General features: G+C 30.7%; 27 protein-coding genes and 1 pseudogene. 13 read left to right on the top strand and 15 right to left on the bottom strand.

Features of this window, described 5'->3' with window-relative positions; genetic code table 11:
* From B0A78_RS14470 to rimO, 4 genes are all read left to right on the top strand, one after another.
* Positions 1-195, top strand: a 195-nt coding sequence (locus B0A78_RS14470; RefSeq protein ID WP_211282050.1) for a hypothetical protein, incomplete at its 5' end; no start/stop codon positions are given.
* A gap of 64 nt (positions 196-259) precedes the next feature.
* Positions 260-1,384, top strand: coding sequence for a transporter (locus tag B0A78_RS08365; protein WP_097609568.1), 1,125 nt, complete (start codon positions 260-262; stop codon positions 1,382-1,384).
* Positions 1,320-1,793: a hypothetical protein gene (locus B0A78_RS08360; RefSeq protein WP_123907278.1), complete on the top strand. Its 474-nt coding sequence runs from the start codon at positions 1,320-1,322 to the stop codon at positions 1,791-1,793. Before B0A78_RS08365 ends, B0A78_RS08360 begins: the two co-directional genes overlap by 65 nt.
* Positions 1,794-1,934: 141 nt before the next feature.
* Complete coding sequence (gene rimO / locus B0A78_RS08355; protein WP_014165568.1) at positions 1,935-3,236, top strand: 30S ribosomal protein S12 methylthiotransferase RimO; 1,302 nt, start codon at positions 1,935-1,937, stop codon at positions 3,234-3,236.
* 769 nt (positions 3,237-4,005) lie between these two features.
* Here the strand turns inward: rimO and B0A78_RS14880 are convergent.
* The 11 genes and pseudogenes from B0A78_RS14880 to B0A78_RS08305 all read right to left on the bottom strand — a co-directional run bounded on the left by B0A78_RS14880 (position 4,006) and on the right by B0A78_RS08305 (position 13,043).
* Positions 4,006-4,311: a transposase gene (locus tag B0A78_RS14880; RefSeq protein ID WP_014165570.1), complete on the bottom strand. Its 306-nt coding sequence runs from the start codon at positions 4,309-4,311 to the stop codon at positions 4,006-4,008.
* A 144-nt stretch (positions 4,312-4,455) separates the two neighbouring features.
* Positions 4,456-4,515: pseudogene (locus tag B0A78_RS15130) on the bottom strand (transposase-like zinc-binding domain-containing protein); the annotation flags it as partial.
* Between the two features lie 589 nt (positions 4,516-5,104).
* Positions 5,105-6,781 (bottom strand): thiol-activated cytolysin family protein, encoded by a 1,677-nt coding sequence (locus B0A78_RS08345; RefSeq protein ID WP_014165571.1) that lies wholly within the window; start codon positions 6,779-6,781, stop codon positions 5,105-5,107.
* A gap of 92 nt (positions 6,782-6,873) precedes the next feature.
* Positions 6,874-7,170, bottom strand: coding sequence for a DUF721 domain-containing protein (locus B0A78_RS08340; protein WP_014165572.1), 297 nt, complete (start codon positions 7,168-7,170; stop codon positions 6,874-6,876).
* Positions 7,151-7,573: a lipocalin family protein gene (locus tag B0A78_RS08335; RefSeq protein ID WP_014165573.1), complete on the bottom strand. Its 423-nt coding sequence runs from the start codon at positions 7,571-7,573 to the stop codon at positions 7,151-7,153. Before B0A78_RS08335 ends, B0A78_RS08340 begins: the two co-directional genes overlap by 20 nt.
* A gap of 131 nt (positions 7,574-7,704) precedes the next feature.
* The gene (locus B0A78_RS08330) at positions 7,705-8,991 is read right to left on the bottom strand and encodes a cryptochrome/photolyase family protein (RefSeq protein ID WP_065213412.1); all 1,287 of its coding nucleotides are present in this window, start codon (positions 8,989-8,991) and stop codon (positions 7,705-7,707) included.
* Between the two features lie 10 nt (positions 8,992-9,001).
* On the bottom strand, positions 9,002-9,484 hold the full coding sequence (locus B0A78_RS08325; protein WP_014165575.1) for an SRPBCC family protein: 483 nt from the start codon (positions 9,482-9,484) through the stop codon (positions 9,002-9,004).
* Between the two features lie 5 nt (positions 9,485-9,489).
* Positions 9,490-10,209: a lycopene cyclase domain-containing protein gene (locus tag B0A78_RS08320; protein WP_097609566.1), complete on the bottom strand. Its 720-nt coding sequence runs from the start codon at positions 10,207-10,209 to the stop codon at positions 9,490-9,492.
* A 4-nt stretch (positions 10,210-10,213) separates the two neighbouring features.
* Positions 10,214-10,687, bottom strand: coding sequence for a sterol desaturase family protein (locus tag B0A78_RS08315; RefSeq protein WP_186808986.1), 474 nt, complete (start codon positions 10,685-10,687; stop codon positions 10,214-10,216).
* A 31-nt stretch (positions 10,688-10,718) separates the two neighbouring features.
* A complete protein-coding gene (locus B0A78_RS08310) occupies positions 10,719-11,567 on the bottom strand; it encodes a phytoene/squalene synthase family protein (RefSeq protein WP_014165578.1) in 849 nt (282 codons plus the stop codon).
* Between the two features lie 18 nt (positions 11,568-11,585).
* The gene (locus B0A78_RS08305) at positions 11,586-13,043 is read right to left on the bottom strand and encodes a phytoene desaturase family protein (RefSeq protein WP_097609565.1); all 1,458 of its coding nucleotides are present in this window, start codon (positions 13,041-13,043) and stop codon (positions 11,586-11,588) included.
* Between the two features lie 277 nt (positions 13,044-13,320).
* Here B0A78_RS08305 and B0A78_RS08300 point away from each other — a divergent pair, with 277 nt between their 5' ends.
* The 4 genes from B0A78_RS08300 to B0A78_RS08285 all read left to right on the top strand — a co-directional run bounded on the left by B0A78_RS08300 (position 13,321) and on the right by B0A78_RS08285 (position 17,511).
* Complete coding sequence (locus tag B0A78_RS08300; protein WP_065213407.1) at positions 13,321-14,742, top strand: SDR family oxidoreductase; 1,422 nt, start codon at positions 13,321-13,323, stop codon at positions 14,740-14,742.
* 290 nt (positions 14,743-15,032) lie between these two features.
* Complete coding sequence (locus B0A78_RS08295) at positions 15,033-15,731, top strand: SDR family NAD(P)-dependent oxidoreductase (RefSeq protein WP_102135419.1); 699 nt, start codon at positions 15,033-15,035, stop codon at positions 15,729-15,731.
* Positions 15,732-15,736: 5 nt separating this feature from the next.
* Positions 15,737-16,381 (top strand): MarR family winged helix-turn-helix transcriptional regulator, encoded by a 645-nt coding sequence (locus B0A78_RS08290; protein ID WP_014165582.1) that lies wholly within the window; start codon positions 15,737-15,739, stop codon positions 16,379-16,381.
* Between the two features lie 44 nt (positions 16,382-16,425).
* The gene (locus B0A78_RS08285; RefSeq protein ID WP_014165583.1) at positions 16,426-17,511 is read left to right on the top strand and encodes a serine hydrolase domain-containing protein; all 1,086 of its coding nucleotides are present in this window, start codon (positions 16,426-16,428) and stop codon (positions 17,509-17,511) included.
* Positions 17,512-17,532: 21 nt separating this feature from the next.
* On the opposite strand, the gene B0A78_RS08280 is transcribed toward B0A78_RS08285, so the two are convergent.
* From B0A78_RS08280 to B0A78_RS08265, 4 genes are all read right to left on the bottom strand, one after another.
* Positions 17,533-18,150: a glutathione peroxidase gene (locus B0A78_RS08280; RefSeq protein ID WP_097609564.1), complete on the bottom strand. Its 618-nt coding sequence runs from the start codon at positions 18,148-18,150 to the stop codon at positions 17,533-17,535.
* A 240-nt stretch (positions 18,151-18,390) separates the two neighbouring features.
* On the bottom strand, positions 18,391-18,924 hold the full coding sequence (locus B0A78_RS08275; protein WP_225556218.1) for a glutathione peroxidase: 534 nt from the start codon (positions 18,922-18,924) through the stop codon (positions 18,391-18,393).
* A 19-nt stretch (positions 18,925-18,943) separates the two neighbouring features.
* Positions 18,944-22,075, bottom strand: a complete 3,132-nt coding sequence (ccsA, locus tag B0A78_RS08270) for a cytochrome c biogenesis protein (RefSeq protein ID WP_041253222.1) — start codon at positions 22,073-22,075, stop codon at positions 18,944-18,946.
* 150 nt (positions 22,076-22,225) lie between these two features.
* Positions 22,226-22,669, bottom strand: coding sequence for a hypothetical protein (locus B0A78_RS08265; RefSeq protein ID WP_014165587.1), 444 nt, complete (start codon positions 22,667-22,669; stop codon positions 22,226-22,228).
* A gap of 162 nt (positions 22,670-22,831) precedes the next feature.
* Between B0A78_RS08265 and B0A78_RS08260 the strand changes: the two genes are divergently transcribed.
* The 5 genes from B0A78_RS08260 to B0A78_RS08240 all read left to right on the top strand — a co-directional run bounded on the left by B0A78_RS08260 (position 22,832) and on the right by B0A78_RS08240 (position 26,275).
* Positions 22,832-23,584 carry a Rossmann-like and DUF2520 domain-containing protein gene (locus B0A78_RS08260; RefSeq protein ID WP_065213405.1) on the top strand — a complete coding sequence of 251 codons (753 nt, stop codon included), beginning with the start codon at positions 22,832-22,834 and terminating at the stop codon, positions 23,582-23,584.
* A complete protein-coding gene (locus tag B0A78_RS08255) occupies positions 23,577-24,104 on the top strand; it encodes a KdsC family phosphatase (RefSeq protein WP_065213404.1) in 528 nt (175 codons plus the stop codon). The genes B0A78_RS08260 and B0A78_RS08255 overlap by 8 nt, the downstream gene beginning before the upstream one ends.
* Before the next feature lie 25 nt (positions 24,105-24,129).
* On the top strand, positions 24,130-25,056 hold the full coding sequence (locus B0A78_RS08250) for a geranylgeranylglycerol-phosphate geranylgeranyltransferase (protein ID WP_050855776.1): 927 nt from the start codon (positions 24,130-24,132) through the stop codon (positions 25,054-25,056).
* Positions 25,043-25,624 (top strand): Maf-like protein, encoded by a 582-nt coding sequence (locus tag B0A78_RS08245; protein ID WP_014165591.1) that lies wholly within the window; start codon positions 25,043-25,045, stop codon positions 25,622-25,624. The genes B0A78_RS08250 and B0A78_RS08245 overlap by 14 nt, the downstream gene beginning before the upstream one ends.
* 81 nt (positions 25,625-25,705) lie before the next feature.
* Positions 25,706-26,275 carry a hypothetical protein gene (locus B0A78_RS08240; RefSeq protein WP_014165592.1) on the top strand — a complete coding sequence of 190 codons (570 nt, stop codon included), beginning with the start codon at positions 25,706-25,708 and terminating at the stop codon, positions 26,273-26,275.
* Positions 26,276-26,364 lie beyond the last annotated feature (89 nt).

Genomic DNA, 26,364 nt, shown 5'->3' with positions numbered 1-26,364 from the left:
TCTTCACCAAGGAGTTATGAAGCACCTAGAAACTATGAATCTTCACCAAGGAGTTATGAAGCACCTAGAAACTATGAATCTTCACCAAGGAGTTATGAAGCACCTAGAAACTATGAATCTTCACCAAGGAGTTATGAAGCGCCTAGAAACTATGAGTCTTCACCTAGATTTTATAATAATGGAGGGCGTAGATAACCATAGTTTAAGATTCAAAATTTGTTAAATGCTACTTTATATTTAAGGTTTTATAAGTAAAAAAATGAAAAAGTTTTATTTAGTATTTATTATTCTTATAAGTTTTTTGAATAGTAATGCACAAGGAGTAAAAGAAGCTCTGCAATATTCCATAATAGATATGAATGGAACCGCTCGATTTAGAGCCCTAAGCGGTGCTTTCGGTGCTTTGGGAGGAGATTTGTCAGCGATAAGTATAAATCCAGCTAGTTCTGTCGTATTTGCAAATAATCAATTTGCTTTTACCCTGAATAATAGATACAATGGTATTAGAACTCAATATTTTGAAACAAATACAAATACCAATACGGGTAATTTGACTTTTAATCAAATTGGAGGGGTTTTTGTTTTTGAAAATAACAATAAGTATTCCGATTGGAACAAATTTGCTTTAGCGTTGAATTATGATGATCAAGCAAATTTTAAAAATACTGTAGCTGTATTAGGTGAAAATCCAATAAATTCTATTGATAAATATTTTTTAAACCATGCAAGAGGGATGCGCTTTTCTGATATTGCAGGTTTAAATTATGATCAAATGGGCTTTACTCAAAACCAAGTAGCTCTAGGTTATAGGTCTCAATTATTAGATTATGATACGGTGAATAATGTGTTTTATGCTAATGTTTCACATGCTTCTGATGGTAAGAAATATACGCAACAAAGTTACATAAGTAATACAGGATATAACGGTAAATTAGCTTTTAATTTTTCTACCGAATATGATAAAAAATGGATGTTAGGTCTTAATTTAAACGCACATTTTTCTGATTATACACAACAAAAAACATTTACAGAAAAAAATGACAAAGCATATTATTCAAAAGGTGCTACGATCAATGAGGTGTTATTTTATAATGAATTAACAACAAAAGGTTCGGGGTTTTCATTTCAAGTAGGGGCTATTTACAAACCCGTTGCAGGGTTGAGACTAGGACTTACGTATGAATCGCCTACTTGGATGGTTTTAGAAGATCAACTAATACAAAGAATTTCTACTTCGGGAGTAGTTGTCAAGCCGGTAGGAGGAAGTACGACTTATAGTCCTGTTGTTAACAAAGTAGATCCGAGAACAACCATTATTTTTGCGCCCTATACAGTCGTTACGCCTAGTAAATGGAGTTTTAGTGGGGGGGTATGTTTTTGGTAAACAAGGGTTTATTAGTTTTGATTACAGTGTAAAAGATTATTCTTCGATTATTTTTAAGCCTATTAACCAATTTAATAATCCAAATGAAAATAATTCTAATAATATATTTTCAAATTTGTTTAGAACATCTAATGAGTTTAAAGTAGGTGTTGAGAAAAAAATAAAACAATGGAGTTTACGTGGAGGGTATAGATATGAAGAGTCCCCTTATAAAGATAAAAGTTTAATGGGCGACTTAGTTGGTTTTTCAGGAGGTTTTGGCTATAATTGGGGAGGGACAAAATTAGATTTTGCTTTTTCTACTTCAAAAAGAAATTATAAAGAGTTGATTTTTGAAGGAATTCCTGATTTTGTTAGTTATTCTAGAAGAAATAATAATGCAACCCTAACACTTTCATTTGAGTTATAAGTAAATTAAATAAAAAATATAAAACCTCTTGTTTATAAAGACTAACAAGAGGTTTTGCTTTAAAGTAATAGGTGTTTTTGAATTAGAGTGTCTTATCTTTCAAAATTTTATCGTAATTTTGCACTCCAATTTTTTACAGTCATGAGAACCAAGTCGTTAAAAAAAAATAAAATCAATGTAATTACCTTAGGTTGTTCTAAGAATGTATATGATAGCGAAGTCTTAATGGGGCAACTAAAAGCTAGTGGCAAAGACGTAGCACATGAACAAGAAGGGAATATTGTAGTAATTAATACTTGTGGTTTTATTAATAATGCTAAAGAAGAATCGGTTAATACAATATTAGAATATGTAGATAAGAAAGAACAAGGTTTGATTGATAAAATTTTCGTTACAGGATGTTTATCGGAAAGATACCGTCCCGATTTAGAAAATGAAATTCCAGACGTAGATCAGTATTTTGGAACGACAGATTTGCCTTTGCTTTTAAAAGCTTTAGGGGCTGATTATAAACATGAATTATTAGGTGAACGTTTAACGACTACACCTAAAAATTATGCGTTTTTAAAAATAGCAGAAGGATGTGATCGTCCTTGTAGTTTTTGTGCTATTCCTATTATGAGAGGAAAACATATATCGCAACCTATAGAAAAATTAGTCAAAGAAGCTGAAAATTTAGCCAAGGACGGTGTAAAAGAATTAATTTTAATTGCTCAAGATCTGACTTACTATGGATTGGATTTATATAAAAAAAGAAATTTAGCAGAATTACTAGAAAACTTAGCAAAAGTAGAAGGTATAGAATGGATTCGTTTGCATTATGCTTTTCCTACAGGGTTTCCTATGGATGTATTGGATTTAATGAAGAGAGAGCCTAAAATTTGTAACTATTTAGATATCCCTTTACAGCATATTTCAGATAAAATTTTAAAATCAATGCGTCGAGGTACTACGTATGAAAAGACAACCCAGTTGATAAATGATTTTAGAAAATTAGTTCCTAACATGACCATCCGTACAACACTTATTGTGGGATATCCAGGCGAAACAGAAGAAGATTTCCAGATACTTAAAAATTGGGTTGAAGAAATGCGATTTGAGCGTTTGGGTTGTTTTGCCTATTCACATGAAGAAAATACAACGGCGTTTGAATTGGAAGATGATGTGCCAGATGAAGTAAAACAAGCACGTGCTAATGAAATTATGGAAATTCAGGCTCAAATTTCATGGGAATTAAATCAAGAAAAAATAGGACAAACTTTTAAATGTATTATAGATCGTAAAGAAGGGGCTTATTTTGTAGGAAGAACAGAATTTGATAGCCCAGATGTAGATAATGAGGTATTGATAGATGCTTCTAAGTTCTACTTAAAAACAGGAGAGTTTGCAACTATTACTATTATTGATGCAAGCGAGTTTGATTTATATGGAGAGCCTGTCTAAAAAATAGCAGGTTATTGATAAAAAAGCGGTATACAAAAAGGAAGTAATTGCGTTGTTTGGACTATCTAAAAAACAGAGAGGTCATAATGCCTTCAACAATAGAAGAAGAGCATCTGAATGTTAAATATTCTTTTTTTATACAGCTTTTTTATGGTAATGTGGTCAAAAATGGTTGGTAATTTTTGATTTTAAATTGCTTATATTACAACATCAAATTCAAGAGGAAGTTGGCTCTGCTGAGGAGCAACCAACCAGCAATAAGTTTGATGATTATACGATAATTAAAGGATAGGTTTTAATCTATCCTTTTTTAATTATCGGTAATCAAATATGGCTAAAAAAACCTATTTTTGCATTTGATTTTTATAGTATCGTATAAATACCATCTTAAAAAGTTCTTTTTGTTTTTTATACTTAATCCTCTATGAATATTTAGATTCCCTTTCAAATGTCCAAAAAATGATTCAAGAGCATTAGTTGAATTTGGTATTTTATCATCTTTAAGATAGGTAAAGATATGTGATAATGCTTTTTTAATTACAGTAAATGATCTTCTAACCATTTTATGAGTATACCAATATTTTTTACTTTCGATTTTATATGATCTTTCATTAAGATAGTCTCTTTTTTCTTCCCAATCTATAAGCTCTATTAACCATAATTGTCTTTTGTGTTGAGAATTAAATCTGATGGATTTTAATTACAATTTGCTTTAATTCAAAGCCTGATTTGTGTTTTGGATTAGCGGTGAGCCAAATTTTACACATTCTTAAATATGTACTAAACACCTTTGAAAAGCTATGTCAGGGCAAATTCTTTGTATCGCTTTTAATACAGATTTATCACCATCAGAAGTAATATATTTTATAGTAATCCCTAGATTTAATAAATTTTGTAAATCTTCTGCAACTTCTTCATAATTTTCGTTATCAGTTATTCTATAAAGTTGAGTAGATTTTAAATGAAAATTTCTATAAACTACTAAGCAAATATCATTAGGAAGATAAGTCCCATCAATCATAAAATAAAAATCATCAGTGGAACTAAACTCTAAAACAGGAGCTTTAGATAACATTTTAGAAAAATAACGTTGTAAAGTACTTTTACTGTAACCAGATTCAAGTGAAATTTTATCAAAAATATCTTTACCGATTATCCAGTTTTTAAACCAAATCTCTTTATTAGAATCTGAAACTGATTTATTATTTGAAGTAAATAATTGACCACAATCATTACACTTAAATCGTTGCTTATTTTCTCTTATTCCCCACTTTATCGTATTGAGGCTTTTCCAAGTTGGATATCTCTTTTTTTGAAGTTTTCATAAATAAAAAAAGTTTATTGAAACAAATTTCAATAAACCCTTCGGAATATCATATTTTAGAATGCTTTACAGTATTTTTACCAACCCTTTTTGACTATTAAACCATATTTTACAATACTTAACAGCTATTTCACAAATTACACCATTTAAACTTTGAATTTTCTTTTTAAAAATAGGATATCTACAAAAACAACAAAAATTAGTGTTGGTTATCGATGCGCTTCGTGCTCGAACGAACGATGATTTCAATTATATACTCAACCGTCTGTTCAAGTTGTTTTTAAAATGAAAAAAAACGTATCGAGAATTTTACTTTTTAATCTAGTATATTTTAAGTTTAAATGATATTATTTTTGACTATTAAACCTTATTTTCCTCTTATTTCGGAAATAAAAAAAGGCTGTCTGAAGAGGTCATAATCTTATCATTTCCATCAAAAGAGAGAATTACATAAGAATGATAATGTAATTTCTCCTGTCATTAAAACAACCGATTAAACGTTAAGTTTTGACTTTTCAGACAGCCTCTCTAAATTAAATACTTATTAATTTATATAACTATTTCCTTTTCCATTAACTTCAAAATTCACATAAGGAGCATCTCCTGTTGCAATAGTACCTCTTACTCTAAAAGGACCTTGTAGTTTTTCAATAGAAGGACGTACACTATTATTGTATAACTCTGATTCTGTTATTTCTTTAAAATCAACTAAAACATTATTGGTTCTAAACTGATCCCAAGGTGCATAGGTTCCAAAACTTACTGTTTTATCATCTATAGTATATGCTATTTGGTTAAATGTACCTGTTGACGCTCCTGTTTTATGAACTGCTAAAACATATCCGTATTTTTTTACTGGAATAGAGGTTGGTGGTGTATTGTAAAAATAACTACCATACCAAGGAGTATAATTTTTTAATACAATTTCTCTATCTGTATTATTGAATATGATAATTTTGGCACAATTAGCTATACCGTAATCTGATTTTAGTTTATCCACTGCTTTTTTAGCTTCATCATAAGTCTTCGCTGTGTATAAAGTTTCTTCACATTCTGAGTAGTTTGATACTCCATTAACATTAATAGTAACATCAAGGTTTGATTCAATATTTACAGCAGTATATTCTATTGGGTATCCTGGGTTTTGTTTAGAAACCTCTGCTCCATTCACCACAAAGTCTCTTACTTTTTCAAAATTTCCTGCAAAAGCCCCAAATGCTGAATCTAATCCACCAGTTGCGCTACCTCCTAACTGTTTTGCATATACTTTTGTATTTTGAAATGTACTGGCATATCTTAACTTTTGCTCGGCTGTTATGTTTGCAGCTGGATTTTTATAAGCAAAGTTTAAAGCTTGTTCCATTTCAAAAGAACTTTCATCGGATTCGTAAACTAAAGTATATAATCTACCATAGGTTACAGATGATATATAGGCAGCTGGATTTTTTTCTCCTATATATTTATCAAATTCAGATCTTGGATACTCTTTTTTTATCCAACCAAAATCGCCTTGAAGTCCTGGTTTTGCTAATACTGATACATTAAAGAATTTTTGTTTAAGCGTAACAGCGTAATAAGTCTTGTTTTTCTTAAAGTTTATTCCCAAACTCGCTGACAAACCTGCTGCCGGTCCTGTATAACCAACCCCTACGGCTACTTGTAATTGCTTGCTATCGTAGGTTCTCTGAATTTCAACAGCATAATTAGCAGGAAACTTTGTTCCTGATTCATAGTATCCATCTAGTATTTTTTCTAAGGCTCCTTGTACTTTTCCTGCCGTTGGATTTTCTACATTCATGCTTGAAGGTTTTGATGAACTTGCTGAAAAAGCATCTACTTTTACTTCAATTGAATTTCTTCCTGTTCCATCAATAGGAATAGACGCTAGATTTCCTGATACAATAGTTCCTCCTTGCACAATGTTTCCTGGCCACAGCAAATGAGCTCCTCCTCCTAATTTTGAAAAATTTTCAAATGTCTTATCATAGCGTTCTTCAATCGTTTTACAGCTTGAATAGCCTCTTTCATTTGATGATGGAGAAAGGATTCTTCTACTAATTTTTAATTCTGTTTTAGGACCAGCATAAATCCCTTTGTCATTAAGAGCTTGACTCTCTTTTGGGGATTCATTGGTCACAACGTCTTCGTTGTTACAACTTAAAACGGACATTTGCATTACTAGTAGTAATGCCAATCTAGCATTTGGTTTTAAAAAATTCATACACATCTATTTGTAATTATCTAATCAATAAGCTTATTTTTTATTTTAAACATTATATATAACTCTAGTTATTTTTGGATAACTTCAAGAAATTACCGTAAAACAACGTCTTTTACAATTTCTCCTCCTAACTCTTCGTTTATCATTTTTATAATTTTATCTTTTCCATAACTTAATTCTTCTCTTAAAACGGCAGATGTTAATTCAACATATAAAACAGAACCTTTTAATAGAACTCCTTGTGTGTAATAATTCACGCCATTTCCCATTAAATTTTTCCAAGCATCAACTACCGAAATTTGATTTAGCCCTTTCTCTAATTTGTTTGTTTGAATAATCTGTTTTAGTATGTCCCCTATTGGGCTGTCATTATTTAATCGTTTTGCCATCTTCCATTACTTTTGCGTAATAATTTTCATTTCCATTTTCTGCTTCTAAAATCATTTCTTGGTCTGTAATTTTTAGCAATTTATCCTTGTGTTTTCCAAATTTGGAACTAAATTCTAAATAAATCTCACCTTCTTTTTCTATTCCTTTTATTGTTTCTTGTAAATCGTTAATTAAAAATTTACCTGTAGGTTGCCAACGTACTTTTTTATGAAATCCTTGCTTTTCTGTGAATTCAAAATAATCATAATTTTCATTTATTACATATTTTTTATCCTCACCTTCAACGACTTCTACTTTTTCTATTTGCCAATAACCATTTAACTTATTCAATTCTTTTAATTCTATTTTTTTAGTACATGAAATAACTAAAAAAACAAACAGAATATTACACGCTAACCTCATATTTGTCCCTATTAATATGTGGTCTAAAGTAAGGAGTATTAAACTATAATAAAACTATTTTACAGGATTTTTTTAAAAAAAAGAGTCTTTTTTTTCTGTTTTTTTATCAACAATAAGCATAAGAAACAGGTTTAACCTACTATCGTTTTATAGGTAGTTAAGCATCTTTCACGAGCTATTTTATGATCTACCATAGGTTTAGGATACTGAGGGGTTTCTAACTCTGGAATCCATTTTTTGATGTATTGTAAATTGGGGTCAAACTTTTTAATCTGCTCGGTTGGGTTAAAAATCCTAAAGTAAGGTGCTGCATCTACCCCACTCCCAGCAGCCCATTGCCAGTTGCCTACATTACTTGATTGCTCATAATCTAATAATTTTGTAGCAAAATAAGCCTCACCCCAACGCCAGTCTATTAATAAATGTTTGCATAAAAAACTAGCCACAATCATTCGTACACGGTTGTGCATGTGCCCTGTTGCATTAAGCTCTCGCATACCTGCATCTACAAAAGGATAACCTGTTTGTCCTTGACACCATTTTTGAAAAAAAAGCTCATTATTTTCCCATGGTATATGATCATATTTATCCTTGAAACTCTTGTGAACTGTATGAGGAAAATGCCACAAAATTTGCATAAAAAATTCTCTCCAAATCAGTTCGTTTAGAAACGTTGGGTTTTCAAAGGTGCGCACATATTCTACTAATTTTCGTATGCTTAAAGTTCCAAAACGCAAATGAATGCTTAATAATGAGGTTCCTGGTAAACTGGGATAATTACGAGTGGCTTCGTAATGGGTTATCAACGCATCTGAAATATTATATTTAGGGAACACAATAGTAGTAGGCTTAAAACTAATGTCCTTTAAACTTAAAAAAGGGTAATTATGTGGTATTATTTTATGTATTAATTTTTCAGAGGGGTAATATGGTAATTGTATTGTATTTAAGTTTTCTTTCCATTTTTTAGAATAGGGTGTATAAACCACATAAGGTGTTTGATTGTTTTTTAATATTTCTGTTTTTTCAAAAATAACTTGATCCTTACACGTTTTAAAGGCTACTTGGTGTGATTTTAGTAGTTCATTAATGGCTTTATCTCGTTTTCGGGCGGCTGGTTCATAATCATGATTTGTATAAACATTTTCAATTTTATGCTTTGTTATAAGTTCTGAAAAAATTTCTACCGGATTGCCATAAAAGATAGCTAAAGATTTGTTTACTGCTTTAAGCTGCCTGTTAATATATTGTAACTGTTCATGAATAAACGAAACCCGAGCATCCGTTTTTTCTAATTGATTTAAAATAGTAGTATCAAAAATAAAAATAGGTAATACGCTCTGGTTTTCTTGCAAAGCAAAGTATAAGGCTGCGTTGTCCTCTACTCGTAAATCTCTTCTGTACCAAAAAATTGTCATTTTTAATTAATTATTGAAACATGTTAGCTAAAATACGGTATCGACTCTCGAAAATAAAACGCACTTTATTAGACACCCACCATCCTGCAATTAAATTACCTAGCAGCCCTAAGGGTAGTTTAAAATTAACAATATCGGTCATTAATACGTTTCCTTGTGGTGTTTTTTCAAAATGATGTTCATGATGCCACATAGTATAGGGACCAAAACGTTGTTCATCTACAAAAAATTTTTGGTGCTCTAAATGTGTAATTTCGGTTATCCAATTATTTTTTAAAAAAGGGAAAACACCTATTTTGTAGGTAATAATTTGCCCCGCATAGGTAGTATTACTGGGGTTATTAGTAATACGAAAATCCATATCCTTAGGCGTAATTTTATCAAGATTTTTGGGCAAGGTAAAAAAATGCCATGCTTCATCTAAACTAATAGGTAGTATTTGCTTAGAAGTTAGGGTATAAATACCTGATTGTTTTTTTATGCTAATATTCATCTTTTTTAATTTTTATAGGATAATTGAGTAGTATAGTTCCATTTTTCTCTAAGATATTCAAACAGGAGTACGCTACTATAAAGCATTGTAAAACAATAAAAACTGTCTTCTAAAGGCATGGTCCCTATTTGAATATTTAAGTTTTCGGTATTGTTGTAATAAACAACAGCTTGCGGGGTAAACATTCCTGTAAGTGCTGAATTAACTAAAAAAAAAGGAATGTAAATAATAACAAAACTTATATAAAACTGACGAGCATAACGCCATTGATATACGCTTTGTAAGAACATAATTAATGCAAAAAGACCTAAGCTTGAAGCGGTGTATCTTTTTTCTAAATTAAAAAAAAGTAATAATACGCTAATAATGAATAAACAAACACTTATGCTTTGGGTTGCTTCTTTAGTCAATTTAATATAAGGAAAAAAATAACACATGGCATAATGTATAAAGTTACTAGCATAGGGTATTAGCAAGAAAAACAACCATTCTTCTATGGGTAATTTCAAAAAGCGAATACCCATTAAGTAGGTGTTATTAAAACCCCAAATTTCTTGATAGGCAAAATAAATATCCCAAGCAATAAAAAACAACCCTACGACAATAATGGATAGAAAATAAGGTTTCCAAAAACGAATAAAGTGCATCCATTTCTTCTCAAAACTAAATAGAAAAGGAAGGGCAAAACTGGTTATATCTAATATGAAGTAGTAGTATTTTTCCACGATTTTAATGTTTTGTATTCAATTTTCTAGCTTCTTTAAAATATTTAATGGGTACAAACAACATTCCAAAACATTCGCCATCTGCTTTACCTAGGTGTTTGTGGTGTACTTTATGGGCTTTTCTTAGCCCTCGTAAATACCAATTATTTGTGTTTTCAAACCATTTGAATCGTCTATGAATAAGAACATCATGGATTAAAAAATAGGCTAATCCGTAAAAAAAGATGCCTAATCCTATAAAAAAAAGTGTATTTATCCCGTTGTTTGCTCCAAAAAAGAACAATAAAATGCTTGGGGTGGCAAATACTATAAAAAAGAAATCATTTTTTTCGAAAACATGAGGATATCCGGGTTGATGGTGGTCTTCATGAAAATACCAGCCTAAACCGTGCATAACGTATTTATGTGTAAGCCAAGTAACACCTTCCATTGCTACAAAAACAAGTAGCGTAATAAGTATATAATAAATGATTTGCATGTTTTTTTTATAACTGTTATTATAAGATATTTTATTTAATTAAATTTAGATTTTTAAATACCATCATTTCGCCAAAAAGGCAAACTTTTCTTATATTAGAAACCCTAATTCTTTGAGTAATTAAAACTTCGGGTTTACACTTCTTAATTTTTTTAAATAGGCTTAAGTAATACTTATAAGCCATATAAACGGCTATTTTAGAAGAAATAGGCAATAGTTTTATGCCTATTAAAGCGTTTTGAAAATCATTTTCAATGTCATTTTCAATATTTAGTTTTTCATGCGTAGAAAAACATTTAAAATTAACCTGAGGAAAATAAGTTCGCCCTAAATCGTTAAAATCAGCACTAATATCTCTTAAAAAATTAATTTTTTGAAAAGCAGCTCCTAAACTTTGTGCATAAGGTTTTAATTGTTCATATTCAAGAACATTTCCATTTAAAAATACTTTTAAACACATTAATCCTACTACTTCTGCACTTCCGTAAATATATTCGTTGTATTTTTGATCGTTTAGATTTTGTATTTCTTCTAAATCCATTTTCATAGAATGCAAAAAAGAATCTACTAAATGTTGTGGAATATTCTTTTCGCGCTGGGTTTTACAAAACGAATTAATAATAGGATTAAGCGAAATACCATTTTCAATAGAGGCACGGTACTCGTTTTCAAAAAGCATCATTAATTTAGCTTTATCGTATTGATGAAAGGTATCTACAATTTCATCAGCAAAACGAACAAATCCGTAAATGTTATAAATATGCTGTCTTATTTCAGGTTTAAACAATTTAGATGCCCATGAAAAAGAAGTGCTATATTTTTGGGTTACCATTTTTGAAGTAAGCCCTGAAATATGATCAAAAAGTTGCTCGTTATTCATAGTCTAAAGTTTAGAAATTTATAATTGTTTTTTTAGAATATAATCAGTTACTACTTTACCCGAAATTAAGGCAGGAGGTACTCCTGGTCCTGGAACGGTAAGTTGCCCTGTATAGAAAAAATTTTTGAGTTTTTTATTATTTATACGAGGGCGTAAAACAGAGGTTTGTAATAGCGTATTAGCCAGTCCATAGGCATTGCCTTTACAAGAATGATAGCGTTGTTTAAAATCATTTACTCCAAAAGATTTTTTAAAGATTATAGCTTCCTTTAAATCTTCGCCGGTGCATTTTTTGATTCTTTCTAAAATGATATCAAAATATTTTTCATGTATGGCTGGGTTATCATTTAGGTCCACTGCTACGGGTATTAAGAAAAACCCAATTTCTTTTCCTTCTGGAGCCAAGGTATCATCTGTTATACTTGAAAAATTAGCATAAAATAAAGGTTTTTTAGGGTATTCAAAAGTATCGTAAATTTCTGTTGCGTGTTGTTCAAAATCGGTATCAAAAAATAAATTATGGTGTAACAAATGTTTTACTTTTTTATTAAATGCCACATAGTACAAAAAAGAACTTGGGGCAAATGTTTTATTTGACCAATAATTAGGAGTGTAATTTCTATTTTTGTTTAATAAACTTTCGGTATGCGCATAATCTGCACCTGAAATAAATACATCCGCTTCAAACTCTTTATTTGTGGTACGTATTTTAGTTACTTTATGTTTTATATTTTCAATAGATAGAACTTCTTCATTTATATGAAAAACAACACCCAGTTCTTTAGCTAACTGTACGATACCTAATGCTACAGCATTAAAACCTCCTTTAGGGTACCAGGTTCCTAAACCAAAATCGGCATAGTTCATAAAGTTATAAAAAGCAGGAGTCTTGCTAGGCTTAGCTCCTAAAAATAAAACAGGAAATTCTAAAATACTGCGCAGTTTAGTATCTTTTATTCTACTGCGTACTTGCTTTGCTATGGTTGTAGTAAATAAATGTAATCTTTTAGCTGTTTGTATTGAAATTAATTCCGTTATTGACCTTCCTGGATTGTATACTAGGTCGTGAATAGCTATTTGATAATTATCGTGTGCTTTTTTTATAAATTGTTTTAATATTTTTCCGCTTCCTTGTTCTATATGTTCAAATGTGTCTACAATTTTTTCAAGGCTGTCATCAATATCTATAGAATCCTTTTCGCCAAAAAACACTCGATAAGCAGGGGTTAATTTTTCTAGCGAGTAATAATCTTCTACTTTTTTTCCAAAATCAGCAAAAAATCGTTCAAACACATCGGGCATCCAGTACCAACTGGGCCCCATATCAAATTTAAAACCGTCAATTTCCATCATGGAAGCTCTCCCTCCTAGCTGTTCATTTTTTTCAACAACTTGTACACTATAGCCCGCCTTTGCCATATAACAGGCTGCTGTTAATGATGAAAATCCTGAACCTATGATAACTGCTTTTTTCATTTCGAAAAATTTAATTAGTACAAATTTATACTATTTTATTGTAAATAGAAAAATATTTTACTAAATTTGAATCAACCTAATAAGTTATTAAACTAAAATACAGTTATTTACATAAAGATAAGGTAATTTTCCTACTTAAGAACATTTTTTTACATAATTAACACGCAGTTGTTCTTTTGTTTTTAAACGGATTAAAAAAACATTTTATTAATTCATAAAAAGACATTCACCATTGATTTATCTCAAAGAAAACCAATAACTTTTAAAATGTTTACAGATGAAGATATTAATTACAGGAACTACAGGATATATAGCACAACGTTTAATCCCCTTGTTGTTAGAAGCAAATCATAAATTGGTATGCTGCGTTCGCGATTTTAACCGAACCCCTTATATCTATGAAAACCATCCTAACATTACTTTTATAAAAATAGATTTTTTAAATATTGAAACAATTCAGTTACCACAGGATATTGATGTTGCTTACTATTTAATCCATTCTATGTCTGCCTCTGGAGGAGATTTTGAAAAGATGGAAAAAATTTGTGCTGAAAACTTTAAAACATTGATTGAAAAAACAAATTGCATACAAGTTATATATTTAAGTGGCATTGTAAACAATAATACTTTATCAAAACATTTACAATCTAGGCTATGTGTTGAAAAAACCTTACAATCACAAAAATATGCTCTAACAACTTTTAGAGCAGGCATCATCGTTGGAAGTGGTAGTGCTTCTTTTGAAATTATACGTGATATTGTGGAAAAATTGCCTCTTATGATAACTCCTAAATGGCTCAATACAAAAACTCAATCTATAGCAATAAGAGATGTTTTAAATTATCTTACCAAAACTATTTTAGTAAAAGCAACATATAATAAGTCATTTGATATTTTTGGTCCAGAAATACTTACTTACAAACAGATGTTGTTAAAATTTGGAGCTGTTAGAAACTTAAAACGATCTATTTTTACCCTACCCATCTTGACTCCAAAATTATCTTCTTATTGGTTGTATTTTGTTACTTCTATTTCATTCAATTTAGCTAAAGCTTTAGTTGATAGCTTAAAGGTTGAAGTCATAGGAAAACCAAGTACTATAAATGAGTTGCTAAACATTACTCCTATTCCTTATGAAGAATCCGTTGCTTTAGCCTTTCAAAAAATAGAGCAAAATGCTGTTATTTCTAGTTGGAAAGATGCTATGAGTAGTGGTTTTTTTCAGAATCAATTACATGATTATATACAAGTTCCTTCCTATGGTTGTTTTAAAGATTTACGAGTAAGAAATATAATTGATGAAAAATTAACATTGGAAAAAATCTGGTCTATAGGAGGAAAAAACGGGTGGTACGCTTTTAACTGGATGTGGGAACTAAGAGGGATTGTAGATAAATTTTTTGGAGGAGTAGGATTGCGTCGTGGCAGAACACATCAAAATGAAATTCAATCAGGTGATTCTTTGGATTTTTGGCGAGTTATTTTAGCTGATAAACAACAAAAACGTTTATTATTATTCGCAGAAATGAAGTTGCCTGGCGAAGCTTGGTTGGAATTTTCTATCAAGAAAAACAAATTGTATCAACGAGCTGTTTTTAGACCTAAAGGAGTTCTTGGTCGAATTTATTGGTATGCTGTCTCTCCGTTTCATGTTTTTGTATTTAATGGGATGATTGACCATTTAATAAAAAAAGACTAGGATCAATAGTACCGTATTTTTTGAATCTAGCCGTTGTGATAAAAAAGAAAAGAGTAACGAAGATAAAAATACAAGGCTTTTTCCCGCAGATGTGGTTTGACTGCATTGAAAGCAAAAAAAGGATTTCTTTTTTAAATTCAAAGTCTTTTTTATCTGTCATAAACTACTAATGCACAATCTGGGTTTAATGCCCTTGTTTGGTGAAACTTTTTGATTACAAAAAGAGTTAGATAGCGTCATTCTCTAGAATATTTTAGGATTAACCAAGGAATTTTATAAACATGAAAAAAATGAAAAATATAGTTGTCATAGGTTGTGGAAGTGGTATAGGACTTGCTACCCTAAAAGCATTACATAATACTGATCATATCATAGGAATTTCAAAAACGTATTCTACAGAGTTTGATTCTTTAGACATTCCGTTTTATAAAAAAAACATCATAACTGATCAATTAGATGATATTGTATTTCCGGAAATTATTGATGGAATTGTTTATGCTCCAGGAAGCATTAACTTAAAACCTTTTCATCGTTTTACAGAAGAAGATTTTAGAGCAGATTTTGAAATAAATGTATTAGGTGCTGTTAAAATAATTCAACAATTATTACCTCGTTTAAAAAAATCCAATTCTGCCAGTATAGTCCTTTTTAGTAGTGTAGCAGCAAAAATAGGCATGCCTTTTCATGCTTCTATTGCAACTAGTAAAAGTGCAATTGAAGGATTGGTTCGGAGTTTAGCCGCTGAATTTGCTCAACATAATATCCGCATTAATGCAATAGCTCCATCGCTAACTACAACAAAACTATCCGCTTCATTACTATCTACTCCTGAAAAAATAGAAGCCGCTGCAAAAAGACATCCATTACAGAACATTGGCGATCCTAATGATATTGCAAAAATGATCGTATTTTTGCTCTCCGATTTCTCCTCTTGGATAACAGGACAAATTATTAGCATAGACGGCGGAATGAGTAATATAAAACTGTAATTAACATGAATACTGATTTTTTCATACAACTATTACTACAGGTCAAAGAGTTCGAACAAGAAGTACCTATTAAAGCAAATGCAAGTGTTGAAGACTTTAGGTTATGGATGAACGAAAAAGCTTATCAAAACACTAATCCTACAGCTTTGTTCAAAAAGAAAAAAAAGACGGTATTTGATATTGAAAACGAAATTGCTAAACAAGTCATTTTATTAGGTCGTTTTTCCAAACAAATGATTCGTAGAGGATTAAAAGATTTCCCTCAATTAGCAAACGAGGAATTTACTTATTTGTATCGCATCATAGATGAAGAATCCTTGACAAAAATGCAGTTAATTGAACGAAATGCCCACGAAAAACAAACTGGTATTGAAATAATAAAACGCCTCGTAAAAAATCTTTTATTAGAAGAATTTCCTGACAAAAAAGACAAACGCATTACGCGATTACGAGTCACTCAAAAAGGAAAATCTTTTTTCAACGAATCGGTAGAAGATGTAACTCAAATAGCAAGAATACTTTCAGCGAAATTAGACGAGGAAGAAAAAAAGAATTTACTTTCACTACTTAAAAAACTAAATGAATTTCATTTTAATGTATATCACAACCATAAAGATTCTAGTATTGATCAAATTAATGAATTGATCTAAAATCTTATTTTTATTTCATTACTTATAAAAATTTAAAGGAGTTTATGAAAAAAAATATTCTAATAGCTAACTTATTCCTATTAATATTTTTAGGAATAATCAGTTGCGAATCCGAAAAAAACATTCAAAATAGCACCACAACGGAAGAAATGTATTTCCCTCCTAACTCTTTAGGTACTTGGGAAACAAAAAACAGGAATAGTATTAACTGGAATTCTACTGCTTTTGAACCATTAAAAATGTATTTAAAGGAAACCAATACTAAATCATTTATGATTTTAGTTAACGGTCGTATTGTGGTAGAAGAATATTTTAGTGGTCATTCAATATCTCAAGTATGGCAATGGAATAGCGCAGGAAAAACCCTTATCTCTACTCTTACAGGAATTGCACAACAAGAAGGAATACTAAATATAAACGATAAAGTATCTAAGTACCTAGGAATAGGATGGACTACTACTCCTATTGAAAAAGAAAATTTAATTACGTGTAAACACCTCCTAACGATGACTTCAGGTATTGATGACGAACAAGGAGAAAAAACAAGTCCTTCTGATCTTATCTATAAATCAGATGCTGGTAATAGATGGGCTTATCATAACATTTTTCAAAAACAAATGGATGTGATAGCAAATGCTAGTAACTCTCCTTTTGAAGATTATTATAATTTGAAACTAAAGAATAAGATTGGAATGGATGGCTCGTGGTATTTGGGACCTATTTATAGGATTTATTATAGCACTACCCGAAGTATGGCACGATTTGGCCTGCTAGCACTCAATAAAGGAAAATGGAATAATGAACAAATACTAAATGAAGCTTTTTTTAATGAAAGTATTTCAACTTCTCAAAATATAAATCAAGCCTATGGGTATTTTTGGTGGTTAAATGGAAAAGATTCTTTTATGCTGCCTAATTCACAAAATGTATTTGCAGGCTCATTAATTCCAAACGCACCCTCTGATATGTATACTGCTATGGGAGCTGCTGATCAAAGAATATATATCGTTCCTAGTAAAAAAATGGTCGTTATAAGAATGGGGGAATCTAGTACTCCTAATAGTCCTAATTTTTCTTTATCTGGTTTTGACAATGAATTATGGAAAAAAATAAATGCGCTAATCAATTAAATTAATATAGCGCATTTATTTTTATGATTTAATCCACTCTAAAACAACTGGATTGTCGGGTGTTATATGAGGTCCTAAAACTTGATCAACGTGACCACTTTCATTAATTAAATACTTTTGAAAATTCCAATGCAAAACATTATCCTTTAAACCATTCTTGTTTTTACTCATCAAAAATTGGTAGACAGGGTGTCTATTATTTCCTTTTAAATTCACTTTTCCCATTATTGGAAAAGTTACACCGTATTTGGTTTTACAAAAAGCATTAATCTCAGAATTTTCTAAAGGCTCAGAATTTCCAAAATCATTAGAAGGAAATGCAACAATTTCTAAGCCTTTTCTTTTGTACTTAGCATAGATTTGTTGTAAGGCCTCTAACTGATCCGTAAATCCGCAATCAGTAGCTGTATTAACAATCAGGATTTTTTTTCCTCTTAATTTTGAGAAATCAAAAGTCTTTCCATTTATATCTACAACTTGGTATTGATAAATAGTCTGCCCTTCTAAATTTTTTTCAATAACAACTTCTTCTAACCCTTTAAAAGCTTCTTTTGCTGAATCATCATTTTTTAAAGTCTCCTCTTGGTTTTTACACGAAAATACAAGTATTGACATTAATAATAAAACTTCTTTTTTCATTTTTTAGTCTTATTTTAATTTGGCTGTTTTTGGATGTAGCTAATTTAAAAAAAAGTTAAAACTACACCTCTATTTTTTATGTAAAAATAACAATTCAAGAATAAAGTTATCAAAAAAGTCGACAATCTTGCCATTAACTTCGTTTAGTTTCCTTACCTTGGCTGACCAAAGGGAAAAAATAAAGGAAACAGATGAAACAAATCACATACTATTGATTCTTCAGTTGTTAAGATACTTTCTTTATGATTTTATCCAATTAATAACTTCATCTGAGTTAGGTAATGTTTTAGGCATTATCATCTGAACTAATTTTCCTTTTTCATCAATCAGATATTTTTGAAAATTCCATTTCACGTCGCTATCTAATACTCCATTTAGCTTTTTTTGAGTTAAGAACAAATAAAGAGGGTGTATATCAGCCCCTTTTACTGATATCTTTTCCATTACAGGAAAAGAAACACCATAGTTCTTCTTACAGAAAGTAGCAATTTGTTCATTATTTCCTGGTTCTTGTTCTCCAAAATTATTGGCAGGAAACCCTACAACGACAAAGTTTTTTTCTTTAAAAGTTTTATATAACTCTTCTAATTGAGCGTACTGTGGCGTTAATCCACATTCTGAGGCTGTATTTACAATCATTATCTTTTTACCTTTTAATTGCGCTAGATCAAACTCTTTCCCGTTTATATCTTTTACTTTAAATTGGTAAATTGTATTTACATATTCATCACTCGGCTGGCTTTTCTGGGCCCATGTTATGGCGCAAAAAAGCATACATACAGTTGCAATAATTCTACTCATTTTTTTTAGATTTTAAAATTTTATAATATACTACGATTGAAAACAATAAAAAGCCTACAAGAACTTTTATATAGATTTCCACATTTTGTCGTTCTCCTGTAGCATACGAATGAAGTCCACTTAAATGAAAATTAACTCCAAAATAGGTCATTAATACAGATGCAAAAGCTAAAACGCTAAAGAAATTATAAATAAATTTTCCTCTTAAAGCAGGTACAAAACGCATGTGAATAACAAAGCCATAAACCATGATACTAATTAAGGCCCATGTTTCTTTTGGATCCCAGCCCCAATAGCGTCCCCAACTTTCATTTGCCCATTGCCCTCCTAAAAAGTTACCTATTGTTAACATAACTAAACCTACTGTCAATGCCATTTCGTTAATATAAGTAATTTCTTTTATATTTAAGTCCATTACTTTTTGATTCTTTTTGTTGGTAAATAACATCAAGAACATAGCTACTAATCCTAAAATGGCACCCAAAGCAAAGGGGCCATAGCTTCCCACAATGACTGCTACGTGAATCATTAACCAATACGAGTTTAATACGGGTTGAAGATTAGCTATCTGAGGGTCTAACCAACTCTGATGTGCCACCCATAAGATCATAGAAGCCACAAAAGCTGTCGAAGCTACTGTTAAATCAGACTTTCTTCCAAAGAATAACCCAAATAACATAATAGACCATCCTACATAAATCATAGATTCATACGCGTTACTCCAAGGAGCATGTCCTGAAATATACCATCTGGCAACAAGCCCTAATGTATGGATTAAAAAAAACACTCCCAAAAGAACATGAAAAGTTTTAACTGAAAAATGAACCCATTTTGTCTTATTAAATATTTGCATAATTACAAAAGCAAACATTAATAGTCCCGCTAACATATACCATGAGTACAATTTTTTGAAAACATCATATTTATTATATAATATTTCTGCATCAATTTTTTTATCCGAAGGTCTTACGGTTGATCCGTATTTTTTTTGATATTTTTCTAATCCTGTTATCAAACTATTAGCTAATGTATAGTCTTTAGAAGCCGTTGCTTTATCCAAAGAGTTCAAATAAAAAGGCAAAACGTTTTTAATTGTATCTAATGAAGTTCCTGTAGAATGACTAATTTCTAAAAAGCTAACCCATTTATTATTTTTATCAGCGGGTACTGGAAATATCTTTAAAATTTGTCCTGAAATAGCCGAATATAATAAGTTTACTTTTTTATCTGCTTCTATAAAATCTTTTTCAAATTGATTAGGAACTGTTGCTTTATACGCTTTATCTAATTGTTCAGATAATTTATAATTCCCTCTTTCGTCAAAAAAATCAATTAGTTTGGCATATTTAGCTTTGTTTTCAATACCTAATAGCTTATGAATACTATCGTTGTCTTTTTGCATAAAAATAATAGGAATCTCATACCAAACTTGTGGAAATTGTGTCATAGACAAGAAAACCTGGTCAGAGTTCATTTCTTTATAGGTATCTTTTTTACTGACTTTCCGTAATAATTCGGATGAAAAAGTATTAATTGGCTTCATACGTCCTCCTTGATCCTGAATTACTAATCGACCAAATTTGGCTGCTTGCTCTTCAGGTACTTTATAACGATTTAGTATAGAATCAATCTGCTGTTCTGTAGGAATTGCGTGTGCCTGTTTTTTTTGAGCATTTAAAGAGAGTGCAAAAAATAAAATAACAATAGTTATCATATTAGCCTTCTTATTACGCACTTTTTCTAATTTCTTTTTAAGATCATTAAAACGAGTATCTCCAAAAAACAATATCGCTATTAATCCTATATATAATAAGGTATAGCCTAGATAAGTCATCCAAGTTCCCCAAAAATCATGATTTACGGATAATTTTGTTCCTTTTTCATCAGGGTCAAATCCTGATTGAAAAAAACGGTATCCTTTATGATCTAAAATATGATTCATATAAATACGTGCATCAAATGGTTTTTCGTCTAATATGCTTACTTGGCTTTCAAAAGCGGAATAACTTTTTTCGGTACCTGGATATTTAGAAGCAATAAATTTATTTAAACGCACTTTAAATGGTAATTCATAAATTTTACTACCGTACTGAAAAGTATACTCTAAACCTCCTTGTTTAAAGGCCACTGGCTCGCCAGGACTTCCTTTTTGTCCTAATAACGTTATCCTTTTTTCCTTTCCTTCATTTGTTATTTTAAGGATCAAAGCATCATTGCTTTCTTTGTCTTTATAGTTTCCATTAGACTGATACTCTTTTACTCCTTTTATTGCCGTTTCAGGAAACACAAATTGCGCACCCCCCACGTTATATAAGGAACGATACATCAAAGCTGATTTATTGTTTTTTACAACAACTCCTTTTAACTGATCTGCCATTCTCATAAAATTACCATCAAAAGGCGATTCGATTGTGGATTCCTTATCATTAATTGTAATATTAACAGCTCCTTTAGTATGTTGATTGAGTGAAAACAAAATATTGTGTATGCTGACAACTTCTCCTTCTTTTAGATAATGCTCATGACGCTGTCCTCCTCCTGCTTCTACCATTTTAAGATACAATTTACCTTTTGGATCTTCTTTTACAGTTTCCTTTGCCCCCATTATAAAATCTACCAACTCTACTTTGAATGGAATTTTATCAAATTGTTCTTCATCAACAAAATGATTATTAACAGCGGCTGATACTAATAGAGGTTTTTCAAAAACTCTTCTTTTAAACTCATTTTGGTGCATACCATCCACAAAATAAGTCAAATAGGTACGATCTGAATAAAATTGATTTTCAGTAGCTCCTTCTCGAATAGGCATTATCCCTTCATAACTAATATAACGGGTAATAAAAGCTCCTAGTATAATAAACAAAAAGGAAAGGTGAAGCATAAGGGTTGCCCATTTTTCTTTTTTATATAATTCATACCGTTTTATATTTCCTAAGAAATTGATAACAAAAAATACCATTATCACCTCAAACCACCAAGCATTATAAATAATAATACGTGCAGTATCTGTATTATACGCATCTTCTATAAAAGTTCCTGCCGCCATAGCCGCTGCAAAAACTAGAAATAAAATAGCCATCAATCGAGTTGAAAATAGAAAGGAAAAGATCTTTTTATCCATGATTGGGAAATTCAAATTTTTAAGCTGTACAAAAATACTTATTTTGTTCCGTTAATACTTTTATCTTTGTTTTTTTTAAGATTTTTTTATAAATAAAAAACGAGACCTTATGATAAAAGATCTCGTCATACAAATAATTTTTCAAAAAAATTAAGATTTCTCAAATAATTTTTTAACGTCATCTAACGTCATTGCTTCTGAAATACCTGTAGTAGCTGTGGCTTTATTAGTAGTCATAAACTGTACGGTTGTCTTAGCGGTAGACTTAGCATAATGCAACCAAATAAAATCATTTGGTAATTCTAATTTAATATCATATATAGGTGAAGCACTAAAACCATCTACTATAATTTTAAAAAGATTCTCATAATCATTCTCTAAATTTTTAAAAGAAAAATTACGTATAGGCGATTCTTCTGGATTTTCTATATCTTTATAAAAAAAGGTATAAATATTTCCTTCTTTATGCACATATATACTATTGTTCCCTACCCTTCCTAAACGCTCTATAGGAGTCGTAGGAATTACTTTTATCTGGCTAAAACCAGAGTAAGAACAAATAAAAAATAGGGATAAGCTTAATAACTTTCTCATAAAATATTAATTTACAAATTGAATATTTGCAAAATAAAACTTTTTTCTTTTCGTTTATCGATTCTATTAAAAATATATTAACTTTTTTTTATTAAAAAGTGCTTACCTACGCATTGTGCCTGAAAATTTTGGGTAAAAATTCTTTTTTAGTAACTTCGCCTTATGACAACAGTAGTAATTTTAGGCTCAGGAAATGTAGCCTCTCATCTTATAAATGCTTTTCAACGAACAGAAGAGGTAAAAATATCTCAAGTGTATACAAGAAACACTACCATTGAAATACCTAATTTTAAAAAAGAAAATATAGTTCATACTTTAGAGGAATTAAAAGAAGCCGATGTTTATATACTATCTGTAACTGACGCAGCAATACCCTCATTAGCAGAAAAAATTCCTTTTCAAAATAAATTAATTATTCACACATCAGGAACCGTCAACATACAAGCGCTACCTGCAACCTCAAGAAAAGGTGTTTTTTATCCATTGCAAACCTTTTCTAAAAACAAAGCCATTAACTTCAATAAAATTCCTATTTGTATTGAAGCAGAATCCGATCAAGATTATTTATTACTAGAAAAAATAGCACAATCAATTAGTAATCAAGTACTTAAAATAAATTCAGATCAACGAAAATCATTACACGTATCAGCCGTTTTTGTTTGCAATTTTGTAAATCACCTATATCAAATCGGACATGAAATTTGTACAGAGCACGAAGTTCCTTTTGAAATCCTTCATCCCCTTATAGAAGAAACTGCTAATAAAATAAAACAACTTAATCCCAAAGATGCACAAACTGGCCCTGCAAAAAGAAAAGACTCCATTACAATTAATGAGCACCTTTATTTTTTACAAAACGATACCCATAAAGAAATCTATAAATTGCTAACAAAATCTATTATTGACAATGTCTAAAAGTTATAAAGAAATAATGAACCTAATCAATACATTTGTATTGGATGTAGATGGCGTTCTAACCGATGGAACTGTACACGTAACGCCTACAGGTGAAATGCTACGCGAAATGAACATACGTGACGGATTTGCTATAAAAGCAGCCATAGAAAGCGGCTACAATGTATGTGTTATTTCCGGAGGAAGTAATGAAGGGGTTCGAATCCGATTACGAAACTTGGGTATAACAGACATCTATCTTGGATCATCTAACAAAGTCGAAACATTTAAAGAATATTGCGACATTTATAACATCCATCCCCAAAACGTATTATATATGGGCGATGATATTCCTGATTATCAGGTTATGCAATTAGTAGGCCTTCCTACTTGTCCACAAGATGCAAGTCCCGAAATAAAAACAATTTCTAAGTATATTTCACATATAAATGGAGGTAAAGGAGCCGTTAGAGATGTCATTGAACAAGTTATGAAAGTCCAAGAAAAATGGAATACCTATTTTGATGGAAAGTTTTTTTAAACATTCAATATAAATTTTAAAAAACATGAAATTCCTACATCTAATCCGATACAAAAACTTACTACTAATTGCATTAATGCAATTAGTCTGTTATTTTGGTTTTTTAAAACTTCAACCTACTCTTTTAGCTATTCCCAATTGGCAATATATACTTCTAGTTCTCGCTACTCTTTTTATTACAGCAGGTGGTTATATTATAAATGATCTATTTGATCAAGGTACTGATGCTATTAACAAACCCAACAAAAACCTTATAGGCAATACCATTGACGAATCGGTTGCCTACAACCTCTATACAGCTTTCACTTCCGTAGGGGTTCTTATAGGCTATTATTTATCACACGTAATTAAGCACCCTAACTTTGTAATTGTCTTCATTCTATGTGCCTCTCTATTATATTTATATGCTACCAATCTAAAAAAAATAGTACTCGTTAAAAACATCATTGTCTCTCTATTATTAGCCTTTAGCGTTATTATTATTGGCTTATTTACACTCTTCCCTGTACTTCCCTTGGGGGATAAAGGACATTTACTCTTTTTGTTTTCCGTATTAATTGATTTTTCAATAATGGCGTTTATGATTAATTTCTTACGAGAAATTATAAAAGACATTGAAGATATAAAAGGCGATTATAGCGAAGATATCCGTACTTTACCCATTATTTTAGGAACTAACAGAACTTTAAAACTTGTTTTTGGTCTGACTTTCATACCTATTACTTTGATTTTATCTTATGTATATAGTAACCTTTTTGAATTACTATACGCTACTTTATATATTCTCTTCTTTATTGTTGGTCCCCTTTTGTATTTTGCTATAAAAGTATGGAATGCTCAATCTCAAAAGGACTATAGACATCTGAGTAGTGTTTTAAAACTAATCATAGTATTAGGCAGTCTTTCCATAGGAGTTATTGGTTTAAACATGAATTATTATGCTACGCACTAAATTTAAAAAACATCAGATAATACTAGCCTCTGGCTCGCCTCGTCGTCAACAATTTTTCAAAGATTTTGATATTGATTTCAGTATTAAACTAAAAGAAATTGAAGAAAATTATCCCGAAACATTAAAATTTTTAGAGATTACCGATTACTTAGCAAAGCTAAAAGCTTCTGCTTTTGATGGTGAATTACAAACCCACGAATTGCTTATTACAAGCGACACCTTAGTGTGGCATAACAACAAAGCTTTAGGAAAACCTACAGACTATGACAACGCATTTGCAATGCTTAAAAGTTTATCTGATAGCACTCATGAAGTCATTACCTCTGTTTGTTTTAAAACCACAGAAAAAGAAGACCTTATTAATGAAATCACAAAAGTAACATTTGGAGTACTAACAGACCAAACAATACATTATTACTTAAAAAACTACAAACCTTTTGACAAAGCGGGAAGTTACGGCATTCAAGACTGGATAGGTTTAATTGGTATTTCAAAAATCGAAGGTTCTTATACCAACGTAGTGGGGTTACCAACAGAAAAAGTCTATCAATATTTAGTGAATTTTTAAATGATTCATTCTTCATATTTTTTTGGCATAGTAATTGGATACTTTACTAAGAAATTAACAATAGCAACAAAACCATAGAATATGAAAAAACTATCATTTATAATCGGAGCCTTTTTAATGATACTAAACTTTCAAACTTTGGCACAAGTTTCAGTAAGTTTAAATATAGGCGAACAACATCCCAACAGGTGTGCAAATTATTCAGAAGAAAGAGTACAATATGTATACTTACCTGAACTAGAATGTTACTATGATAACTTTAACCAAGTGTACATTTATTCAGGACCAAGAGGCTGGTGTCGATCAAGTCATCTACCAGACTATTGTAGAGGATATGATATTCAAAGGGCACCTAGAGTCATCATAGATTATAGAGGAAACTGCCCTTGGACTTCTTTTAATGATCACAGAAAAAGCCATTGGAAAAATAATTACCGAAACTATCATAGCGAATATTATGGCCCTGCTTATTCACGAAGAGGAAATCACATCGCTTACGTAAATAGAGATAACCAATACTACAGAAAAAATGAAGATCGTTACGAAAACAGAGTAGAAAACCGTGATTATTATAGAGATCAACAAGAATATAAAAATAACGAAAGAAGTTACGAACAAGGAGAAAATCGCGCTCATGGTAGACGATTTTAAAACAGCCTAATAAGATCTAAAAAAGCAGTGAGGTAATACACTGCTTTTTTTAGATCTTATAGTCCTATCATATTATTCAAAATCTGTTT

Source organism: Flavobacterium columnare NBRC 100251 = ATCC 23463 (assembly GCF_002530675.1).
Classification (GTDB): domain Bacteria; phylum Bacteroidota; class Bacteroidia; order Flavobacteriales; family Flavobacteriaceae; genus Flavobacterium; species Flavobacterium columnare.
Note: the sequence above shows the minus strand (reverse complement) of the source record. Positions and strands in the feature narration are given on the sequence as shown.